Source organism: Bradyrhizobium sp. CCBAU 051011, assembly GCF_009930815.1.
Lineage (GTDB): Bacteria > Pseudomonadota > Alphaproteobacteria > Rhizobiales > Xanthobacteraceae > Bradyrhizobium.
In genome coordinates this window covers 4,347,680-4,369,188 of the sequence record NZ_CP022222.1, presented here as the reverse complement: position 1 = coordinate 4,369,188, position 21,509 = coordinate 4,347,680, and the positions used below count along the sequence as shown (strand labels likewise).

Here is a 21,509-nt window from a genome sequence, read left to right as displayed (position 1 = left end):
CTCTAACGGCCTAGATTAGCCGCTCCTTGCCGGCGCGCTCTTCTACGCCAGGATTATCGCATGACGCTGCTTCTGACCCATACCGCCTGCCTCGACCATGTCACGCCCCCGGGGCACCCGGAGCGTCCCGACCGGCTGCGCGCGGTCGCCGAGGTGCTGGCGGACGAGCGCTTCAAGCCGCTCACGCGCAGCGAGGCACCGGAAGGCAATCTCGATTCCGTCACGCTGTGCCATGGCGAGCATTATGTCGGCGAACTCAGGCATATCGCCCCGCAGAGCGGTATGATCTATATCGATGGCGACACCTCGATGTCGCCGGGCACCTGGGAAGCGGTGATGCGCGGCGTCGGCGGCGCGGTGGCTGCGACGGACGCGGTGATGTCCGGAACCCATCAGAATGCCTTCGTCGCGGTGCGGCCGCCCGGCCATCATGCCGAGGTCTCGAAGCCGATGGGCTTCTGCTTCTTTGACAATGTCGCCATTGCCGCACGCCACGCCCAGCGCAAATACGGCATCGGCCGCGCCGCGATCGTCGATTTCGACGTCCATCACGGCAACGGCACGCAGGACATTTTCTGGCACGATCCGACCGTGATGTACTGCTCGACGCACCAGATGCCGCTGTTTCCCGGCACCGGGGCCAGCGGCGAGCGCGGCGAGCACGACACCATCGTCAATGCGCCGCTGGCGTCCGAAGACGGCAGCGCCAAGTTCCGCTCAGCATTCGAGAACCTGATCCTGCCGCAGCTACAAAAATTCTCGCCGGAGCTCGTGATCATCTCCGCCGGCTTCGACGCGCACTACCGCGATCCCCTCGCCTCGCTCAACCTGAAGGCGGACGATTTCGGCTGGGTCACCCGCAAGCTGATGGATGTGGCTGATTCGAGCGCCGAGGGGCGGGTTGTCTCGGTGCTGGAAGGCGGCTACGACCTGCAGGGGCTGAAAGAGTCGGTTGCCGCGCATGTCACCGCGTTGATGGGCGCTTAGATCCCGCCACAATAGGTCCGAAATAATTTGCTTGATTCTGCGCTTCTGACCGGGGGCGCATCCGGGAACTCGATATGGCCGAAAACACGCAAGCGGACGTCAAAAAACTCTCCTTCGAGCGCGCGATCGAGGAACTCGAATCGATCGTGAAACGGCTGGAGGACGGCAAGGTGCCGCTCGAGGAATCGGTCGCAATCTATGAACGGGGCGAAGCGCTGAAGCGCCGCTGCGAAGAACTGCTGCGGCAGGCGGAGGCCCGCGTCGACAAGATCACGACGGACGCGAACGGCCAGTCCACCGGGACCGAGCCACTCGACGTCCAGTAAGCCCGCCAGCGGTCTTAGCGTTCGGCGCACGAAACGGGCTTACTGGCCGAAGTTTCTACCTTGCCGTGTGGGAGACGGAACAGCCGAATTAGTTCTTCCGGCGCTGCACAGCCTGATATAGTCCGCCCACACTTGGGGACAGTACGTGCGCGTCGAGCACCGCCATATTATCTACATTCAGGGCTACGATCCGCGCGGGCTGGCGCAATATTACCGCATGTTCCGGACCGAGCTGCGCAAGTTCGGCCGGCTTTACCAACTCCAGGCCACCATCAGCCGGCCCAAGGTCGCCTCCGACGACGAGATCGCGTCCTGGACCATCGACACCAAAGCTGAGGATTGGCAGACCCGGACCTCCTACGATTTCCTCCGGTTCGAGGATTTTATCCAGCAGGACCTGGCGTCGCCGATCTGGCGCACGGTGTTCAACGCAGTGTGGATCTACTGGCGCCTCGTGTTCGCCGGCACCATCGGCCGCTTCGGCAAGGCGAACTGGCGGTTCGCCACCTTCATCACCTACCCCCATTTGATGCTGTTGCTCGAGGCCGCGTGCGCCGGCGCCATTGCCTTCGTGTTCGAGAAAGGCCTGAATGCCATCGGCATTCCCGACATGTTCAGCATCGCGATCGCCATTGCCATTTGCGTGGCGCTGCTCGGGGCCGTGCTGAAATACACCGAGAACGCCACTTACGTGCTCTACCTGCTGTGCGACACGATCTGGACCTGGGAGTTCTCGCGCCGCGAGCGCCCGGAATGGGATCAGCGCATCGACCGCTTCGCGCAGCATCTCATCAAGACGGCGAAGAGTACCGACGCCGACGAGATCGTCATCGTCGGCCATAGTTCCGGATCGTTCCTGTCGACCGAAATGCTGGCGCACGCGCTCAAGCTCGATCCGGCGCTCGGCCGTCACGGTCCGCGGATCGTGCTGCTGACAATCGGCGGCAATTTCCCGATCGTGGGCTATCACGCCGTATCGGTCGAGTTTCGCGACCATCTGCGGATGCTGGCGGTCGAGCCGTCGATCGACTGGATCGACTGTCAGGCCCGCAAGGACGTGATGAATTTCTACCAGTTCGATCCGATCACGAGCCACGGCATCGACGTCGGCGCGGCCAGACGCAATCCGAAGATCGTGCCGGTCCGCTTCCGCGACATCATCCTGCCCGAGCATTACAAGAAGTTTCGCTGGCAGTTCTTCCGCGTGCATTTCCAGTTCGTGATGGCCAACGAACTGCCCAATGCCTACGACTTCTTCATGATCGTCTGCGGACCGGTCCCGCTCAGCGCCCGCATGACCCACCCCGACGCCGCGCTTGATATCGCGACCGGCGATTCCGGGGCGCGCGATCGGGCCTGGAAGCGAATCGAAGCGGCCGCCATGGCGGCCCCAAGGGCGACCCCAAGGGCGGCCCCAAGTGCCGATTTGAGCAAACTGGAACCATCTGCCCGCCGCAGTGGTTGAAAAATCGAGGCTTTTTGCCCCAGAACGGTGGAACCGAATCGGCTCTCCGGGTTGGCTTTACCGGCGGCTTTGGTGTAAAGCTTGCGGTTCTATGGGCTGTGGAGAGCAGCCTGCGGCTGGCTTCGGGCGGCGGCAAGCACCTCAAATAGCTAAAGAAACTGAACCGGGAAGGGTTCCGAGCGACTAAGTGATGCATATCACATGGTTTAAACCGGAGTGCATCTAGGGTTTCAAATCAGGTACCGGCCTGCCGAACTGGCAGGCGGGTCTGGATTTTCACGGCGCGGTTAACGCGCTTCCCGTCTCGCGTCAGGCCGTTCGCCCTGACTTGCAAAATTGGAATATCGCTGTGACCACATTTAGTAAGACGCCGCTTCTGGACACCATTCGCACACCCGACGACCTTCGCAAGCTCAAGATCGAGCAGGTGCGGCAGGTCGCGGACGAACTCCGCCAGGAAACCATCGACGCCGTGTCGGTGACCGGCGGTCACTTCGGCGCCGGCCTCGGCGTCGTGGAACTGACCACCGCCATCCACTACACCTTCGACACCCCGCGCGACCGCCTGATCTGGGACGTCGGCCACCAGGCCTACCCGCACAAAATCCTGACCGGCCGCCGCGACCGCATCCGCACGCTGCGTACCGGCGGCGGCCTCTCCGGCTTCACCAAGCGCAGCGAGAGCGACTACGATCCGTTTGGCGCCGCACACTCCTCGACCTCGATCTCCGCCGGCCTCGGCATGGCGGTGGCGCGCGATCTCTCCGGCGGCAAGAACAACGTCATTGCCGTGATCGGTGACGGCGCGATGTCAGCCGGCATGGCCTATGAGGCCATGAACAATGCCGGCGCGATGAACTCGCGGCTGATCGTCATCCTCAACGACAACGACATGTCGATCGCGCCGCCGGTCGGCGCGATGAGCGCGTACCTGTCCCGCCTCTACTCCGGCAAGACCTACCGCACGCTGCGCGAGGCGGCCAAGCAGATCAACAAGCGTCTGCCCAAGATCCTCGCCAACCGCGCCAACCGCGTCGAGGAATATTCCCGCGGCTTCATGATGGACGGCGGCACGCTGTTCGAGGAACTCGGCTTCTATTACGTCGGCCCGATCGACGGTCACAACCTCGACCATCTGCTGCCGGTTCTGAAAAACGTCCGCGACATGGAAACCGGCCCGATCCTGGTCCACGTCGTGACGCAGAAGGGCAAGGGCTACGGCCCGGCAGAAGCCTCTGCCGACAAGTACCACGCGGTCGTCAAGTTCGACGTCGCGACCGGCGCTCAAGCAAAGGCAAAGCCGAACGCCCCCGCCTATCAGAACGTGTTCGGCCAGAGCCTCGTCAAGGAAGCCGAGAAGGACGACAAGATCGTCGCCATTACCGCGGCGATGCCGTCCGGCACCGGCGTCGACATCTTCAACAAGTCGTTCCCGAACCGCACCTTCGACGTCGGCATTGCCGAGCAGCATGCCGTGACTTTTGCGGCCGGTCTCGCCACCGAAGGCTACAAGCCGTTCTGCGCGATCTACTCGACCTTCCTGCAGCGCGGCTATGACCAGGTGGTCCACGACGTCGCGATCCAGAGCCTGCCGGTGCGTTTTGCGATCGACCGCGCCGGCCTGGTCGGCGCCGACGGCGCGACCCATGCCGGCTCGTTCGACAACGCCTATCTCGGCTGCCTACCGAACTTCGTCATCATGGCGGCGTCCGACGAGGCCGAGCTGGTGCACATGGTTGCGACGCAGGTTGCAATCAACGACCGGCCGAGCGCGGTGCGTTATCCGCGCGGCGAAGGCCGCGGCGTCGAAATGCCCGAAGTCGGAATTCCCCTCGAAATCGGCAAGGGCCGCATCGTCCGCCAGGGCAACAAGGTCGCCCTGCTCTCGTTCGGCACGCGCATGGCCGAATGCGAAAAGGCTGCCGACGAACTCGCCGCCCATGGCCTCTCCACCACCATCGCCGACGCGCGCTTCATGAAGCCGCTCGACGTCGATCTGGTGCTGAAGCTGGCGCGCGACCACGAGGTGCTGCTCACCATCGAGGAAGGCTCGATCGGCGGCTTCGGCTCGCATGTCATGCAGACGCTGTCCGACCACGGTATGCTCGACGGCGGCTTGCGGATGCGCGCGATGATCCTGCCCGACGAGTTCATCGATCACGACACGCCGAACGCGATGTATGCCCATGCCGGCCTCGACGCCAAGGGCATCGTCGCCAAGGTGTTCGATGCTCTCGGCAAGGACTACAAGACCGAGACCGTCAAGCTCGCCTGAGGCACAGCTTCTTCGGTTCTGACCCGATCAGAACCGAAGGTTGGCCCTTTCGCCGGTAATTCCATGAAGATCTATCTGGCAGGTCCCGATGTGTTCCTGCCGGACGCCATCGAGATCGGGCGCCGCAAGGCCGCGATCTGCGCCCGTTATGGGATGACCGGCCTCTACCCGCTCGACAACACAATCGACCTCGCCGCCCTCGATGCTTCGCTCGCGATCTTCAAGGGCAATCAAGCGATGATGGATGCGGCGGATGCGATCATTGCCAATCTGACGCCATTTCGCGGCCCCAGTGCCGACGCCGGCACGGTCTATGAACTCGGCTACATGGCCGGCCGCGGCAAGCTCTGCTTCGCCTACAGCAACGATCCGGCCATCTACGCCGACCGCGTTGCGCGGTCATTCCGCATCACGACGTCGGACGCCGGTCACATGATCGACGCCGACGGGCTCACGGTGGAGGATTTCGGCCTGCCCGACAATCTCATGATGATCCACACGCTGGACCTGCATGGTGCTAGACTGGTGACGCCGCGAGAGCCGCCTCAAGACATCTGGCACGATCTCACCTCGTTCGAGGCCTGCGTCGCGCTCGCGGCGGATCGTGCCACCGGAAAATCGGACTGACATTGGCTGACAAGAACGACAGCGAGACTTCGGCGCGCAAGCGCGCGGACGTACTTTTGGTCGAGCGCGGCCTGTTCGAAAGCCGCGCCCGCGCCCGCGCCGCGATCGACGCCGGCGGCGTAACCGCCGATGGCCGGCCGGTGTTGAAGGCGTCGGAAATCATTGCCGCCAACGCCGAATTGAGCGCGCAGCCCGCGCACCCCTGGGTCTCGCGCGGCGGCGTCAAGCTCGCCGGCGCGCTGGAGCAATATCCGATCGATATCGAGGGCCATGTCTGCCTCGACGTCGGCGCCTCCACCGGCGGTTTTACCGAGGTGCTGCTGGCGAACGGCGCGACCCTCGTGTTCGCCATCGATGTCGGACACAGCCAGTTGCATCCCTCGCTGCGGATCCATCCGCACGTCGTGTCGATGGAAGAAACCGATATCCGCCAATTCGAAGGCAAGCGCCTGCCCGCCCGGCCCGATGTCGTCGTCATCGACGTCAGCTTCATTTCGCTGAAGGCGGTGCTGCCGGTGGCGCTGGAGCTCGCCGCGGCCCCCACGCAACTGCTCGCGCTGATCAAGCCGCAATTCGAGGCGGAGCGAAAGCATTCCAAGCACGGCATCATCCGCAACGCGATGGTGCATCAGGAAATCTGCGACGATATCTCGGCATTTGCGGCTTCCCTCGGCTGCACCGGCATCGAGGTGTTTCCGTCGTCGATCAAAGGCGGCGACGGCAATATCGAATTCTTCATGGGCGCGCGCCGTGGCTGAGAGCGAGTGCCTTGTCATCGACCATGTCGGCCACCACGGCGACGGCGTCGCCATGTCGGGCGGCGGAAATATCTACGTTCCCTACACGCTGGGCGGCGAGACGGTGGAGGTCGGCCCGGTGCCCGGCCACCATCCCGACCGTCGCCGATTGCTCAACGTCGAAACCGCAAGCCCGGAGCGCGTCGCGCCTTTCTGTCCGCATTTCGGCGTCTGCGGCGGCTGCGCGATCCAGCACTGGGACGCCGAAGCCTATCGCGCCTGGAAGCGCGAGCTGGTGGTGACGACGCTGGCGCAGGCGGGCATCGATTGCGACGTCGCGCCGCTGATCGACGCCCATGGCGCGGGCCGCAGGCGCATCACCCTGCATGCGCGCATGGGCACCCATGACGTGCTCAAGGTCGGCTATGCCGCGGCGGGTTCGCACGACATCATTCCGATCGACCGCTGCCCGATCCTCGACCCGCAGCTCGGCGGTGCGATCGAGGCGGCCTGGGCCATCGCCGAGCCGCTGATCGCGATGAGCAAGCCGCTCGACATCCAGATCACGGCGACCAATAGCGGGCTCGATATCGATGTCCGCGGCTCCGGCCCGGTATCGTCAGCCATGATCGCGCGGCTGTCGCGCATCGCCGGACAGCACCGGCTGGCGCGGCTGACGCGCCATGGCGAACTGGTCCTGATGCGAATGCCGCCGGTTGTCTCGATGGGCAGCGCGCAGGTCGCTCTGCCGCCTGGCTCGTTCCTGCAGGCAACGGTGGCGGGCGAAGCGGCACTGGCCGAGCTGGTATCGGAGCATGGCAGGCGCGCCAAGCATATCGCCGACCTGTTCTGCGGCGTCGGCCCCTTCGCGCTGCGGCTGGCGGCAAAGTCGCGCGTCACCGCGCTCGACAGCGATACCGGCGCAGTCGCGGCGCTGCAGAAGGCTGCTACGTCAACCTCGGGATTGAAGCCGGTGAAGGCCGAGGCGCGTGATCTGTTCCGCCGTCCGCTGATGCCGCAGGAGCTGCGTGACTTCGACGCGGTCGTGTTCGACCCGCCACGGCAGGGCGCGCAGGCGCAGGCGACGCAGCTGGCGGCGAGCAAGGTGCCGACGGTGGTTGCGGTGTCCTGCAACGTCACGACCTTCGCGCGCGATGCGAAGATTCTGATCCATGGCGGCTACCGAATCGAAGGCGTCACGCCGGTCGACCAGTTCCGCCACACGCCGCATGTGGAATTGGTGGCGAGGTTCAGGCGCTGACGGCCTCCTCTCCAAGACAATGATCCAGGACGATTATCTGCGCGTGCCGAGGGAGGCCAGCGCATTGAGGTCGCAAGGGCGATACATCTCTTCCAGTTGCCGGCCTTGCAGAAAGATCGTGCGCGGTGTCAGACCACCGCGACCGGCGATCCAGTGCCGGACCGGCAAGGGATACATCGAGTAGAGCCATCGCGTCGCGCCCCGATTTGTGACCGTGCGACCGCGCAGACCGAAATCCCAAGCCGCGTGGAAGCCCAGCCTGGCTCTTGAAGTCACACAGATCCTGTCGTGAGGAATCTCCGAAAGGACGATCGTACAGGCCGAGGCGCAAAGGCCGTCGATGATCACCGATTGCCGCGAAGCCCTCAATTGCTTGTATCGATCTATGTAACGCTCGATAATTCCGCCCCGATCATTCGCGATCCTGACCTTTGCGTGACCTGGGCCTGCACCCGTCAGCGATAGCATTGCGGCCAGCATCCAGACGGGAAATCTCATGTGCCCTACACTGGTGTCGATAGACGTGATGCGCACCAGGCGGGTCAATGCCCAGACCTGCGGCAAGCGACGCATCGTCCGGCACCATCGGTTCGGAGATATTGACCTAGATCAAGATGCGCTGTCCGGCATCGCAGATCTTGGGATGGATCACCCGTCTATCCGCCACCCCGGAGCATGGGATGAGGGCATCAAGCGCATGAGAGCGCAGCGGCTGCGCCTGGATCGGCACCAACGCCGCAGCAAGGGCGATTGAGCCTGCCGGAACATATTCGAATACCCGCGGACGATCGTTTCTCAGTCCAGGGGTAACGCGCACGACGCCTGACTGCATCATGCCGAGGGTATAGGACATGCGCACCAGAAGTGATGCCGGTTACCGTCCCCACCGGTCCTGCCAGATTTTTTCCCCGATCATGCAATTGACGCGCGGCTCCCGGCCGGCGGCCGGCACCACCGGGCGTTCGGGCGTTCGGCCGGCGATTTCCAGCAGCAGCTTGGTGCGGATCGCCTCCTTGAACTTGTCGCGTTCCTTGATCGTCACCACGAAGGAGCCGGGGCCGCCGATGACGCAGTCCTCGTAATAGAAATCGAGATTGTCGATATCCATGGTGGAGTAGGACGGCTCCTTCACCATGATCGGCAGGCCGTTGATGATGACGCCCTTCTCGATCGCGGCATCGCGGGCGACTGTCACCGGCATGCCGTTGTTGTTCGGGCCATCGCCGGAAATATCGATCACCCGCCGCAGGCCGCGGTGCGGGTTCTCCTCGAACAGCGGCATGGCGAAATTGATCGCGCCCGAGATCGAGGTGCGCGAGGCGCGGCGGATCGGGGTCTTGACGATCTCGTTGGCGACGGCATCTGCCGTCTCCGGCCCGTCGATCACTCGCCAGGGGATGATGATCTTCTGGTCGGTGGAGGCCGCCCATTCGAAATAGGTGATCGCGATCCTGCCGTTCGGCCCGCTCTTCAGCGCCTGCAGGAACTCCTTGGAGACGATCGCCTGCGCGTAGCCTTCGCGCTGCAGCGCGAGTTCATCCAGGTCCATCGAATAGGAGACGTCGACAGCAAGGACGAGTTCCACATCGACGGTCGGATTGGCGTCCTTGTTGGCGGCGTTCAGTTGCTGGCCCGGCCGGCTCGCAGGATTCGGCGCGGCAAAACTCGCCACATCTCCGCCGGCGAGTGCGCCGGCTACAAGCACGACCCCGATCGAGACATACCAGCGCATTGCGGCCCTCCCGTCGAACGACAGTGATGGTGACATGCAAAACGGCGGACGCAAAGCGCTGAAATCATTTGTCCTTCACATTCGGGTTAGTGCCGAACATTCAGGCGGTTCGGGCAACGCTGCCGGATTCAGCTACGGTTCCTCGTGTCAGTTGCCAGAGAATCAGGCTCTCGATACCGCTATTTGAACAAATCTCGCGCTCGGCGCGACAGAAGGGGCGCGGCTAGCAAGCGGCCGCTAGCGGCACGGACATGGTTACTCCCCCGAAAATTTCAGCAAATGACAGCCCCTCGGCAACGCGCACGATCGTGCTCTGGGCCGGGATTTTCGTAGCTCTCGTCCTGGCGGTGTTGTCGCTGCCGCTGGTGTTTTCGGGCCCCGATCAGCCCAAAGTGGCGCAACCGGAACCGGTGCTGACGCCGCAGAACGCCATTGAACTATGCCAGCAGCTCTTTGAAGAGCCGAGGGAGTATATGGACTACGATGCCAAGCGCCGGCGCTGGGACCTGCGGCACGACGCGTGCAAGATGGCGTTCGAGGCCAACCCGGCGAACGCAGACCTCAAGGCCGAGTATGCGCGCAACCTGCCCTACGAGAAGAAGACAGAGGCAGTTGCCATGCTGCGCGAGACGGCATCGCAGGGCAGTGCCGAGGCCTACTTCCAGCTCTACGAGCACCATCGATCGTGGGATCGCGGCGACCTCGACAAGGTCCCGCTAGTCACGCGCGCCGAGGCCGATCAGGCCCTTCGCAAGGCGGCCGAGTTCGGCCATCCCGCCGCCACTTCCACGCTGGCGGCGCTGCTCGATCGCGGCACCACTGTGAAACGCGATCCTGCCGCGGCGCGATACTGGGCGGAGCGCGCGGTCGAGAATCCGGCAAAGGAAGCCAACAAGGGCGGTTTGCTTGTGATGCTCGGCAGCCTGCTGGCCACGTCGGACAAGCCAGACGAGCGGGCCCGCGGCCTCGACATTCTGGAAAGGCTGAACGCGCCCGGGCACTACCAATACGGCGCGAAGAGGGAATTGGCGCTGGCGATCCGTAGAGAAGATCCGGCGCGCGCCCGCACGCTGCTCGAAGAAGCCCGCCACCCAGATCCTGGCGGCGCCATTGTCCCGCTCGCAGAAATGCTGATCGCGGGCGAAGGCGGCCCGGCCGACCCCAAGCGCGCATTGTCGTTGCTGAAAGGCACACGCGATAGCTGGATGGCCAAAGGGATGCTCGGGCAACTCACCCTCGAGGGCAAGCTGCTGCCGCGCGACGTCCAGGAGGCGGTCAATCTGATCGACCGCGCCAGCACATGGGATTTCGACGCAAGGATGCAGGTGGTGCGGCTGCTTGCTGAATATCCGCATGTGCATGTGAGCCATCCCAAGGGAACGCTCTATTACGCGGTGGAGGCCGCGGAACTCGGCGAGCCCGGCGCGCTGGCCGCCCTGATCGCGCTGAAACTCTCGGCAAACGCCCAGTTTCAGGACCGGCCCGGAGCCTGTAAACTGATCGAGACGGCCGTCAGCCGCGGCGATCAGACCATGGCGCAGCGCCTGGCGGATTGCCGCGCCAACTGAGCGCTGCCGGCCCGTCTGAGTTCGCTCGCTTCGGGACTTAGCTGGAAATGGCAGATACCGTTGTCAGGCCAAAGACCAAAGTCAAAACCAAGGTCGAACGGCCGCGGCTGCACAAGGTCATCCTGATCAACGACGATTACACGCCGCGCGAATTCGTCGTCACGGTACTCAAGGCCGAGTTCCGCATGAGCGAGGACCAAGCCCACAAGGTGATGATAACCGCGCACCGGCGCGGCGTCTGCGTGGTCGCCGTATTCACCAGGGACGTCGCCGAGACCAAGGCCACCCGCGCCACCGACGCCGGCCGCGCCAAGGGCTATCCGCTGCTGTTCACGACCGAGCCGGAGGAGTAACGCCGATTTCTCCCGCCGGGGCCATGCCGGGAAGCCCGCCACCAGCTTCGAACGACGTCCAGAAATTGGGCGGCGGCCGCCGTCAATTCGCGATCCCGCAGCCGCATGATCCCGACGCGGCACGACAGGCCGTGCCCGGCCAACGACGATGAGTTGAGGTCCGGATCATCGGGTAACGGGCGCTCGCTCCTCGGGACGACGGCGAGCCCTACCCGATTGCGGACCAGTCCATGGAGTGTCGGCAAACGGTTCGTCGTCGTCACATAGTGGAATGAAAGTCCCGCGGTCGCCGCCGCGCGGTCGACGATGTGCCGGGTGCGGGACTCCACGGGAAACGAGACAAGCGGAACGTCCGCCAGCGCCGGCAAGGCGATCCTCGTGCGGCGCGCCAGCCCATGATCCCGCCGCATGACAAGATGGAAGGTTTCGACGCCAAGGTCTTCGGTCACGAATGATCGCGGCACATCGTCGACATAGCCGATGCCGAAGTCGGCAAGTCCGTTGCGTATCTCGTCCATCACCATGTTGTGCAGTCCCTCGCGCAGGTGAAGTTCAATGCCGGGGAACCTTCGGCTGTAGTCCGCAATCAGGCCTGGAAGCACGGCGCCTGCAAGCGAAACCACGCTCGCGACCACGATCTGTCCGCGTGGATGAGCGGCCAACTCCCTCACGCTTTCGGCGCCGATCTTCAGATCGTTGAGCAACCGTTCCGCCAGCGCAGCGAATTCCTTTCCGGCGTCCGTGACCGTGACCTGTCGGGTGCTGCGGGAAAACAGCGGCACACCCAACTCGATCTCGATCAGCTTGATCGTTCGCGTTAGTGCCGGCTGCGATATCTTCAACGAGCTGGCCGCAGCGACAAAACTTCGATACTTGGCGAGCGCGAGAACGGCCTGAAGCTGTCGCGAACTCAGGTCGGGAAAGACATGACGGGACATGCTGCCTCGCAATTAATACAAAAACCGGAATAATCTCGGTTATCGAAAACAAATTGCAATAGACGGATTGCCTCGGCAAGCTCTCGCCGAGGAGACCCCCATGACCATCTGTCTCTACGGCAGTCCGATCAGCACCTTCGCCCGCAAGGTCGCGATCGGCCTTGAACTGAAAGGGCTGTCTTACGATCTCGTTGATGCGCTGACGCCGGATCGTCGCGAGCAATTGCGAAAACTCAATCCGAGGCTGGAAGTCCCCGTGCTGACCGACGGAGACCTCGTCGTCGTGAACTCAAGCGACATCCTGCAATATTTGGATTGGCGCTATCCCGAACAGCCTCTTTATCCCACTGCGATCGAGGAACGCGTCCTCGCCCGCGCGTTCGAGCGGTTGGCCGATCAACGCTTCGACCCGATCGTGGTGGACTGCTCGTATTGGCACTGGGCGGAACGCGAGGATGAGCCGCCGGCCGGCCTGCTGGCGGCCGCCCAAAGGGATATCGATGAGCTGTTCGATCATCTCGAACGCATGCTGCTGTCGCGCCCGAAGCCGTGGCCATTCGGCGAGCCCGGTGTCCTCGAATGCGCCTGGTTTGCCAACCTCGCCGCCTTGCGCACGTTTGGCCTCGCCATCGACCTCCAGCGCTTTCCCATCGTCGGCAATTGGTTTCGGGCGATGCGGACCCATCCCGTCTTCGTCGCCGACGCGCAGCGCACCGCCGCGTTTCTGAAGGAGTTGAAGCATCTCACCCATGAGCGCAAGCGGCTGTTCTGGAGCGGAGACCGGATGGAGTGACTGATATCGCGCGGATTCCACCAATGGTTTGCCGGTGAAATCGCCGCAGGCCGCGCGGCATTTCCGGGATAGGGCCGCGCCGACCGCGCAGCACGCCGATTAGGCCGCCGATTTTTCGTCGACCAGGCCGTATACGCGTGCGGCCTTGGAGAAACCGGCGACAGGAAACTCGCCGAGATCGCTCCAGCCTCCCCGGCAGATGCCGGCAAATCCTTCCGAGGCCACGACCGTGCGGCCGAGCTTGCTGGCGATCTTTTCCAGCCGCGCCGCCATATTCACCGCCGGTCCAATGCAGGTGAAGTCGAGCCGGTTACCGCCGCCGATATTGCCGTAGAGAATTCGCCCGACATGGAGTGCGACGCCGAAGCGAAACCGTTCGACCGCATCCCCGATCGGGTAGTTCAGGTTGGCGACGCTGACGCGGGATTCGTGGGCGGCCTCCAACACATGCGAGCAGACCTGCTGCTCGTCTCCGACATATTCATCGATCGGAAACACCGCGAGCAGCCCGTCGCCCATGTATTTCAACACGTCGCCGCCATGATTCTTGATCGCGGCGACCTGACAATCGAAATACTGGTTCAGAATTTCGACGACGGTCTCGGCCGGCAGCCGGTCCGACAGTGAGGTGAAGCCACGCAGATCGGATAGCCAGATCGCGGCATTCATCGTCTCGGTATGGCCGCGCCGGATCTGTCCACCCATGATCCGCTCGCCGGCGCTGTTGCCGACATAGGTGTCCAGAAGGCTCGCAGCCATGCGGTTCAAACTGAGAATCTCGACCACCCGCGCCAGCGGTTTCGCGAGACTCCGCAGCGCCGCCAATTGTTCATCCGTGAATCCGCCCGGCTGTTTGGTGGTCCAGCTCGACGCGTTCACCGGGCCGCCGATGAAGGGTAGCGGCAGCGCGATATAGTCGGTGGCGTCTTCGGCGCGAAGATCGTCGATGATCGGAAAGCGCTTGCTTGCGGGATCGTCAACGCGTGCCCGAACCTCCAGCCCCTGCTGGAAAACGATCTTCAGCGGGCTGTTGTGAAAATCCGGTGACTCCAGGATATGGTAATCGACCGTGCCCAGCTCGACCTCAGCGCCCGGCTTCCAGATGAAATTGCGCCCGTAGATCTCAGGATGCAGCGTGCGGACGAAGACGCCGACACGCCACAGCGGCAGCCCTGCCGCGACCATCCGTTCGCAGCACTCGGCCATAAACCGGGTCGGGCTGGTCGCCGACCTCCCGCCGTCAATCAGCCAGTCGGTCAGCTTCTGCAGTTCTGCGATATTCATGGCGGCGTATTTGCCGCGCAACTGCAGCGGGCGTCAAGCGCGCTCCTGCGACAGCCGGACGTGACCCGACGACAGAGCTGCGCTAGCTTGACGGCGCAAAACAAGAGGAAGCGCAGAAGTGTACGACTTCATCATCGTCGGCGGAGGATCAGCGGGCTCGGTCATGGCGCACCGGCTCTCCGCCAAAAGCGCCAACAAGGTCCTGCTCTGCGAAGCAGGTCAGGACACGCCGCCCGGCAACGAGCCGCCCGAAATCCGCGACAGCTATTCGGGGCTGGCCTATTTCGATCCGCGCTTCCACTGGACCGAACTCAAGGTCACCACTCAGGTCGTGAGCCACAACAATCCCGATGAGAGCCGACCGCCGCTCCGCAAGTATGAGCAGGCGCGCGTGCTCGGTGGCGGGTCCTCCATCAACGGCCAGATGGCCAATCGCGGCGCGCCGACCGATTACGCGGAGTGGGAGGCCCGCGGCGCCACGGGCTGGAACTGGAAGGACGTGCTGCCCTATTTCAAGAAGGTCGAGCGCGACCTCGATTTCGACGGGCCGTTCCACGGCAAGGACGGCCGTATCCCCATCCGCCGCATTCCGCGAGAGCATTGGACAGGGCATTCGCAAGCGATGGGCGAGGCCTGCAAGCTCGCCGGCTTTGCCTTCCTGCCAGACCAGAACGGCGAGTTCACAGACGGCTACTTCCCGGTGACACACTCCAACCAGGACGAGCAACGTGTCTCGGCCGCGATGGGCTATCTCGATCGCGAGACCCGCAAGCGCGCCAACCTGACCATCTCGACCAACACAGAGGTCAAGGAGTTATTGTTCGAGGGCACGCAATGTGTCGGCGTGAAGGCGCTGGTCGATGGCCGGGAACAGGAGTTCCGCGGGCGCGAGGTCATTCTCTCCTGCGGTGCCATACATTCTCCCGCGCATCTCCTGCGCGCCGGCATCGGACCAGTCGGGCATCTGAAGGAGATCGGCATTCCGGTCGTGATGGGCCTCGCCGGCGTCGGTCAGCGCCTGATGGATCATCCCTCGATCGCGTTGTCGTCCTTTGTCCGCCGTGGCGCGCGCATGAACGAGCACACCAGACGCCACATCCAGATGGGGCTGCGCTACTCCTCGGGGCTTCCGGGCACACCCGCCGGCGACATGTTCGTCGCCGTTCTCACCAAGTCGGCCTGGCATTCGGTCGGCGAGCAGATCGCCTCGCTGCTCACCTTCGTCAACAAGACCTATTCGGAGACCGGGCAGGTAAAGCTCGCCTCGCGCGACCCGCGAATAGAACCCATTGTCGAGTTCAACCTGTTGTCCGACAGGCGCGACCTCGATCGTCTCATGAGCGGCTTCCGCAAGATGGCGGCGCTGCAGATGAGCGCGCCGCTGAAGGCAGTCACCGACAAGCCGTTCCCGGCTTCGTATTCCGATCGCGTGCGCAAGATCGGCGTGGTCAACACCAAGAACAAGATCCTCACCGCCATTGCAGCTGCCCTGATGGACGGACCGGCGGCGCTGCGCCACTACATGATCGACAATTTCATCGTTGAAGGCTTTACGTTCGAGCAGGTCATGAGCGACGACGAAGCACTCGAAGCCTTCGTGCGCAAGGCGGCGATCGGCGTGTGGCATGCCTCCTGCTCATGCCGGATGGGCGCGGCGGACGATCCGATGGCGGTCGTCGACACCCAAGGCCGCGTCAAGGGCGTGCACGGTTTGCGCGTGGTCGACGCGTCGATCTTCCCGGTGGTGCCGTGCGCCAACACCAATGTCCCGGTCCTGATGTCGGCGGAAAAGGTCGCAGACGCCATGCAGTGAGAGAAGTCGGGCCCTACCCGCCAACCTGCCCGCGATGGCGCAGGAAGTGATCGGCCAGCACGCAGGCCATCATCGCCTCACCCACCGGCACGGCGCGGATGCCGACGCAGGGGTCGTGGCGGCCCTTGGTCATGATGTCGGTGTCGGCGCCGGCGCGATCCACCGTCTTGCGCGGCGACAGGATCGACGAGGTCGGCTTCACCGCAAAGCGCACCACCACCGGCTGGCCGGTGGAGATGCCGCCGAGCACACCGCCGGCATTGTTGGACAGAAAGCGCGTGCCGTCATTGCCGGTGCGCATCTCGTCGGCGTTTTCCTCGCCCGACAATTCGGCGGCGCCAAAGCCCGCGCCGATCTCGACGCCCTTCACGGCATTGATGCTCATCATCGCGGCCGCCAGCTCGCCGTCGAGCTTGGCATAGATCGGCGCGCCCCACCCCGCCGGCACGCCTTCGGCAACCACTTCGATGACCGCGCCGATCGACGAGCCGCTCTTGCGGATGCCGTCGAGATACGTCTCGAAGAACGCCGCGCTATCTTTGTCCGGGCAGAAGAACGGGTTGCGCGCGATCTCGTCCCAGTCCCACTTGTCGCGATCGATCTTGTGCGGGCCCATCTGCACCAGCGCACCGCGTACCTTCACGTCACGCAGGATCTTTCGCGCGATGGCGCCAGCCGCGACGCGCGTTGCGGTCTCGCGCGCCGACGAGCGGCCGCCGCCGCGGTAGTCACGCAGGCCGTATTTGGCCTCATAGGTGAAGTCGGCATGGCCCGGGCGAAACTTGTCCTTGATCTCGGAATAGTCCTTGGAGCGCTGATCGGTGTTCTCGATCAGAAGCGCGATCGGCGTTCCCGTCGTCACCTGCACGCCGGTTTCGGGATGCGCCATCACTCCGGACAGGATTTTGACCGCGTCCGGCTCCTGGCGCTGGGTGGTGAAGCGCGATTGTCCCGGACGGCGGCGGTCGAGATCTTGCTGGATGTCCTCATTGGTCAGCGGGATCAGCGGTGGGCAGCCGTCGACCACGCAGCCGATCGCGATCCCGTGGCTTTCGCCAAAGGTCGTGACGCGGAAGAGGTGGCCGAAGGTGTTGTGGGACATGGTGCCTTGAATTCGCTTGCCGACATTCAGCGCTAATGTTGTTTGTCAACGTTTCGTAACGCGGTGGAGAGGGCTGGTCAAATCACCTCTCACCCCGTCATGGCCGGGCTTGTCCCGGCCATCCACGTCTTGCTTGGCGGCGTATTCGAAGGAAGACGTGGATGCCCGGGACAAGCCCGGGCATGACGGAGAAGGAGTTAACTATACTTCTTAAGTCCCCCGTCTCGGAACACGTAGACGGCGCCCTGCTCGATCAGGAGGTCGGCAGCGCTCTGCGGCGTCTCGATGCCGAGCGCCACCATCAGCGCCCGCGCGGTGCCGCCATGGGCCACGGCGACGGTGTCGGCGCGCAAGGAATCGTACCAGTCGCGCATCCGAAGCTGCACGTCGGCATAGGTCTCGCCGCCTTCCGGCGCCATCGTCCATTTCGCCGTGAGCCGCTTGGCATACAGCACGGGATCGGCCGCCTGCATCTCGGCGAGCGTCGAGCCCTCCCAGACGCCGTAGCCGATCTCGCGCAGGCGATCGTCGAGCGCATATCCGTCCCTGGGAAGCTTCAGCGCGCTGCGCACCAATTCCATCGTCGCCCGCGCCCGGCCAAGCGGGCTTGCAACGAACGGCAGCGCGGACTTGTCGCGGCCCTCGCGCGCGAACAGATCGGCCAGCACATTCCCGGCATGCTCCGCCTGCCTGCGGCCGAGTTCGTTCAGCGCAATGTCCTGCGTGCCCTGCAGCCTGCCTTCAGCGTTCCACGACGTCTCGCCATGGCGGATGTAGTAGATCACGGGCGCAGGCATCGGACTATCAGGCTATTCTTCGCTGGCAAATTGGAGAGCGAGAGGTCGGGCGCGTCGGGGCGCTTCATGCCGGCGACGAGCTTTGGAGGTACATCAGCACTCCGGCGCGGTCGAGCCCAAATCGCCTCCCGGGTTAAGGCTGTTTGCCACGCGCCTCAAGGGCTGGAATAGATACGTCAATTGGGTGTTATGTTGGGTAAGGCGTTCGCGCCTCATGACTTTTGCAATCTGGTGCCGATGAGCGCGTTTCGTCAAAGTGTCGAGGCCATGATTCCGGCGCTCCGCCGTTATGCGCGAGCGCTGGCGCGCGACGCCGACATCGCCGACGATCTGGTGCAGGATACGCTGGTGCGTGCGTTGCGTTCGGAACGGCTGTTTCTTGGCGGCGACGTCAGAAGCTGGCTCTATACGATCCTGACCAACCTGAACAAGAACCGGCGACGGTCGCTGGCGCGGCGGCCGCAGTTCATGCCGCTGCTGGACAACAACCCCGACGCCAGCGGCACCGAGGCGGAAGGCCGCGACATCGCGCGCGCACTGTCGACGCTGGTGGAAGAGCAGCGCTCGGTCCTGCTGCTGGTGATGCTGGAAGGACTGAGCTACCGCGAGGTCGCCGACATCCAGGGCGTGCCGATCGGCACCGTAATGTCCCGGCTTGCCCGCGCCCGCGCCCATGTCAAAGCTTCGCTGGAGGGCGAGCGCACGGCGCTGCGGCGGGTGAAGTGAAGACGCATGAAACGCACGATGGATAGACAGAGCAGGATCAGGCAGAGACGACGACAATGACCGATCGCAACATTCCCGTCACCGAAGACGAGCTGCATGCTTACGTCGACAACGAGCTGCCGGCGGAACGCCGCGGCGACGTCGAGGCGTGGCTCGCTTCGCATCCCGATGATGCCGCGCGGGTGCAGTCGTGGCGCGCGATGGCGGAAGCACTGCATTCCAGATACGATTCCGTCATCGACGAGGCGGTGCCGAAGCGGCTCGAGATCGAGCGGCTGGTGCGACAGCCGCGCAAATGGGTGTACGGCGCGGTCGCGGCGACGCTGGCGGCGTTCATCGTCGGCGGCGGCGTTGGCTGGCTCGCGCGCGGCGCGACGGCCGCACCGTCGTCTCTGCAGAATTTTACGGTGCATGCGATCGAAGCGCACCGGCTTTACGTCGTGGAAGTGCGGCATCCCGTCGAGGTGCCGGGCAGCGAGCGCAGTCATCTGCAGCAATGGCTGACCAAGCGCTGCGGCTGGGTCGTGCGCGCGCCCGAACTGACGGGGGCTGGATTGAAGCTCGTCGGCGGACGGCTATTGCCAGGTTCCGGCGGCCCGGCGTCCTTCATGATGTACGAGAGCGCCTCGGGCGAACGTTTTACGATCTACACCGCCAAATCTGCCGCCGAGGCGACGCAGATGCGATTCGCGGCGGAAGGCAAGGAAAGCACGCTGTTCTGGGCCGATGACGGCGTCGTTTATGCGGTGGTGTCTACCGGCGCCGACCGGGGACGGCTGAGCCAGGTGGCCCAAGCGGTCTACGATCAGATGGAAAAGAAGGGGGGATAGGCGCCTTCAGGCCCCTTGTCCCAATTCTGACATCGAAAATCTGGAATCAAAACACCGGCCGGTCTCATTAATGCACCGGGTGATCACGCGAAAATGAGTGGCGCTCGATCCGCCGATCGGCGCAAGCGGCCTCGATCGGGGTTTGGTACCGCGCTGGTCCCCCTTTCGAGGCCGCCCCTTTTTCCGGAAAACCTTTTGTTTTCAGGAAATAAGCGCGCTTTTTCAGGAAGCCTGCTCGGGCCCCGCTGCTTTGTTCCACACACCATCGACGCCGCGAACCCGGCCGAATCAGCCGAAATCGCTGCGCGGGTTGTAGGGGTGGCCATCGCGCCACTTCTCCATCAATGCCTCAAGCTCGCTATCGTTCCCGTCGGGCAGAATAATTCGGGTGGTGACGAACAGGTCCCCAGGTCCCCCCGGCTTGGGCAGGCCTTTGCCCTTGAGGCGGAAGATGCGACCGCTGGAGGTGTTTTTCGGGATCGACAGTTCCACCGCGCTGCCGAGCGTGGGCACGCGAACCTTGCCACCGAGCACGGCCTCATAGAGCGTGATGGGCAAATCGAGGCGCAGGTCACTGCCGTCGACCTTGAAATAGGCGTGCGGCGCGATGCTGACCGTGATCAGGAGATCGCCCGGCGGATGGCCCGGCGCGGTCTCGCCCTGCCCCTTGAGCCGGATCTGCTGGCCGGCGGTGACGCCTGCGGGAATCCTGACGTTGAGCTCCTTGCCGGTCGGCAGGCGGACGCGCTTTTCCCCGCCCTTGACCGACTCTTCCAGCGACACCGTCATGGCGACGTTCAGATCGAGATCGAGGCCGATCCCGCCGGTGTCGAATTCAAAGGCGCGGCCACCGCCCGGACGTCCGCCCCGGGCCGCACCGCCGAACATGCTGTTGAGGATGTCCTCGAAACCCGCGCCACCCCCGCCGCCGGGACCTCCACCGGTGCGGAAGCTGTAGGATTCGAAGCCGCCCGGTCCCCTCGCGCGGCCGCCTGCTCCGCCGCCGGGAAAGCCCTGAAAGCGCGGCTTGCCCTCAGCGTCGATTTCGCCGCGATCGAACTGCTTGCGCTTGTCCTCGTCGCCGATGATCTCGTTGGCGGAGTTGATCTCGGAGAAGCGCGCAGCCGCCTTCGGATCGTTCTTGTTGTTGTCGGGGTGATGCTTCTTGGCGAGCTTGCGATAGGCACTCTTGATCGCCGCAGCGCTGGCGCCCCGCGGCACCCCCAAGACCTCATAGGGGTCGCGCATCCGTTACGTCTCCTTCACGGGAATTCGATTTTCAAAGCTTAGGGCAATTCGCCCGCCTTGGCTTCATTTGGGGAGCCAGTTGCATTTTTGCAACTACCCCAAGCCACTCAATCAGATCACTCAATAGCGTCGCTCAAAAACACCTGAAGCGCTATCCCCTCGTCCAGGGCTTGATCGTATGAATTTCCCACCGGCCCTGACCAGCCTTGCAGGCGGCTCCCTGCAGCCAGCTCTCCGCGCGGCCGTTGACGTAACTTGCCAGGAAATCCCGGCAGGTGCGCCCGTCTTCCGCCGAATAGGCTTGCGACAGCGGCGTCACCGAGCCGCGCGCGCCGGTCTCCGGATTTTCCCAGGACTGGCTGGAATCCTTGTCGCCTTTGGTCAGCACGTCGGAAGCGGCGGTGCGGGCAAAGGCGAGATCGCTCTCGGTCGGCGCCGTGGCCGCTTGCTTGCCGAGCGAGCCCGTGACGTCGGCGGCATTCATCTTGGCGTAGGAATCGGGGCGTGACAGGCTGCAGCCCCCGGAGCCGAGGCCGATCAAAATCAACGTCATCACAGCGCCTCGCGGCCCGATCGCCGATAGGCCAACGCGCCCCCATGCCCTATATAGGGCGAGCCCGTATCGGGGCTGCAACGCGCTCTGAGAC

At 63.9% G+C, this 21,509-nt stretch carries 21 protein-coding genes; 13 read left to right on the top strand and 8 right to left on the bottom strand.

From position 1 onward, the window contains the following. Positions 1–60 precede the first annotated feature (60 nt). From ACH79_RS20615 to ACH79_RS20585, 7 genes are all read left to right on the top strand, one after another. Positions 61–987, top strand: a complete 927-nt coding sequence (locus ACH79_RS20615; RefSeq protein ID WP_161852625.1) for a histone deacetylase family protein — start codon at positions 61–63, stop codon at positions 985–987. A gap of 74 nt (positions 988–1,061) precedes the next feature. Beyond that, positions 1,062–1,313, top strand: coding sequence for an exodeoxyribonuclease VII small subunit (locus tag ACH79_RS20610; RefSeq protein WP_161852624.1), 252 nt, complete (start codon positions 1,062–1,064; stop codon positions 1,311–1,313). A gap of 145 nt (positions 1,314–1,458) precedes the next feature. Next, positions 1,459–2,778, top strand: a complete 1,320-nt coding sequence (locus ACH79_RS20605; protein WP_161852623.1) for a hypothetical protein — start codon at positions 1,459–1,461, stop codon at positions 2,776–2,778. A gap of 349 nt (positions 2,779–3,127) precedes the next feature. Then, on the top strand, positions 3,128–5,053 hold the full coding sequence (gene dxs / locus ACH79_RS20600; RefSeq protein ID WP_161852622.1) for a 1-deoxy-D-xylulose-5-phosphate synthase: 1,926 nt from the start codon (positions 3,128–3,130) through the stop codon (positions 5,051–5,053). Positions 5,054–5,116: 63 nt separating this feature from the next. Then, positions 5,117–5,680 carry a nucleoside 2-deoxyribosyltransferase gene (locus ACH79_RS20595; RefSeq protein ID WP_161852621.1) on the top strand — a complete coding sequence of 188 codons (564 nt, stop codon included), beginning with the start codon at positions 5,117–5,119 and terminating at the stop codon, positions 5,678–5,680. Next, entirely contained in the window at positions 5,677–6,438 is a 762-nt protein-coding gene (locus tag ACH79_RS20590; RefSeq protein WP_371419463.1) for a TlyA family RNA methyltransferase, read from the top strand. Before ACH79_RS20595 ends, ACH79_RS20590 begins: the two co-directional genes overlap by 4 nt. 52 nt (positions 6,439–6,490) lie before the next feature. Continuing rightward, positions 6,491–7,678 (top strand): class I SAM-dependent RNA methyltransferase, encoded by a 1,188-nt coding sequence (locus ACH79_RS20585; RefSeq protein ID WP_161856472.1) that lies wholly within the window; start codon positions 6,491–6,493, stop codon positions 7,676–7,678. A 33-nt stretch (positions 7,679–7,711) separates the two neighbouring features. Here the strand turns inward: ACH79_RS20585 and ACH79_RS20580 are convergent, their stop codons facing one another. After that, positions 7,712–8,176 carry a hypothetical protein gene (locus ACH79_RS20580; protein WP_161856471.1) on the bottom strand — a complete coding sequence of 155 codons (465 nt, stop codon included), beginning with the start codon at positions 8,174–8,176 and terminating at the stop codon, positions 7,712–7,714. 376 nt (positions 8,177–8,552) lie between these two features. Beyond that, on the bottom strand, positions 8,553–9,410 hold the full coding sequence (locus ACH79_RS20575; RefSeq protein ID WP_161852619.1) for a DUF1194 domain-containing protein: 858 nt from the start codon (positions 9,408–9,410) through the stop codon (positions 8,553–8,555). Positions 9,411–9,661: 251 nt separating this feature from the next. Between ACH79_RS20575 and ACH79_RS20570 the strand changes: the two genes are divergently transcribed. Both ACH79_RS20570 and clpS read left to right on the top strand, forming a co-directional pair. Further along, entirely contained in the window at positions 9,662–10,978 is a 1,317-nt protein-coding gene (locus ACH79_RS20570) for a tetratricopeptide repeat protein (RefSeq protein WP_161852618.1), read from the top strand. A 47-nt stretch (positions 10,979–11,025) separates the two neighbouring features. Then, the gene (gene clpS / locus ACH79_RS20565; protein ID WP_161852617.1) at positions 11,026–11,331 is read left to right on the top strand and encodes an ATP-dependent Clp protease adapter ClpS; all 306 of its coding nucleotides are present in this window, start codon (positions 11,026–11,028) and stop codon (positions 11,329–11,331) included. Here the strand turns inward: clpS and ACH79_RS20560 are convergent. After that, positions 11,295–12,269, bottom strand: a complete 975-nt coding sequence (locus tag ACH79_RS20560; protein WP_161852616.1) for a LysR family transcriptional regulator — start codon at positions 12,267–12,269, stop codon at positions 11,295–11,297. The genes clpS and ACH79_RS20560 overlap by 37 nt on opposite strands. Positions 12,270–12,369: 100 nt before the next feature. On the opposite strand from ACH79_RS20560, the gene ACH79_RS20555 reads away from it, so the two are divergent. Then, entirely contained in the window at positions 12,370–13,062 is a 693-nt protein-coding gene (locus ACH79_RS20555; protein ID WP_161852615.1) for a glutathione S-transferase family protein, read from the top strand. Between the two features lie 99 nt (positions 13,063–13,161). Here the strand turns inward: ACH79_RS20555 and ACH79_RS20550 are convergent, their stop codons facing one another. Further along, complete coding sequence (locus ACH79_RS20550; protein WP_161852614.1) at positions 13,162–14,346, bottom strand: adenylate/guanylate cyclase domain-containing protein; 1,185 nt, start codon at positions 14,344–14,346, stop codon at positions 13,162–13,164. 118 nt (positions 14,347–14,464) lie between these two features. Here ACH79_RS20550 and ACH79_RS20545 point away from each other — a divergent pair, with 118 nt between their 5' ends. Next, entirely contained in the window at positions 14,465–16,159 is a 1,695-nt protein-coding gene (locus ACH79_RS20545) for a GMC family oxidoreductase (RefSeq protein WP_161852613.1), read from the top strand. Between the two features lie 13 nt (positions 16,160–16,172). Here ACH79_RS20545 and aroC read toward each other — a convergent pair whose 3' ends face one another. Next, the gene (gene aroC / locus ACH79_RS20540; protein WP_161852612.1) at positions 16,173–17,261 is read right to left on the bottom strand and encodes a chorismate synthase; all 1,089 of its coding nucleotides are present in this window, start codon (positions 17,259–17,261) and stop codon (positions 16,173–16,175) included. Between the two features lie 197 nt (positions 17,262–17,458). After that, positions 17,459–18,058, bottom strand: coding sequence for a histidine phosphatase family protein (locus tag ACH79_RS20535; RefSeq protein WP_161852611.1), 600 nt, complete (start codon positions 18,056–18,058; stop codon positions 17,459–17,461). 237 nt (positions 18,059–18,295) lie between these two features. Between ACH79_RS20535 and ACH79_RS20530 the strand changes: the two genes are divergently transcribed. Then, entirely contained in the window at positions 18,296–18,784 is a 489-nt protein-coding gene (locus tag ACH79_RS20530) for an RNA polymerase sigma factor (protein ID WP_057840161.1), read from the top strand. 56 nt (positions 18,785–18,840) lie between these two features. Beyond that, positions 18,841–19,614, top strand: a complete 774-nt coding sequence (locus ACH79_RS20525) for an anti-sigma factor (protein ID WP_161852610.1) — start codon at positions 18,841–18,843, stop codon at positions 19,612–19,614. Positions 19,615–19,902: 288 nt separating this feature from the next. Here ACH79_RS20525 and ACH79_RS20520 read toward each other — a convergent pair whose 3' ends face one another. Continuing rightward, positions 19,903–20,862, bottom strand: a complete 960-nt coding sequence (locus ACH79_RS20520) for a DnaJ C-terminal domain-containing protein (protein ID WP_161852609.1) — start codon at positions 20,860–20,862, stop codon at positions 19,903–19,905. 151 nt (positions 20,863–21,013) lie between these two features. After that, positions 21,014–21,415 carry an RT0821/Lpp0805 family surface protein gene (locus tag ACH79_RS20515; protein WP_161852608.1) on the bottom strand — a complete coding sequence of 134 codons (402 nt, stop codon included), beginning with the start codon at positions 21,413–21,415 and terminating at the stop codon, positions 21,014–21,016. Between the last annotated feature and the right edge of the window lie 94 nt (positions 21,416–21,509).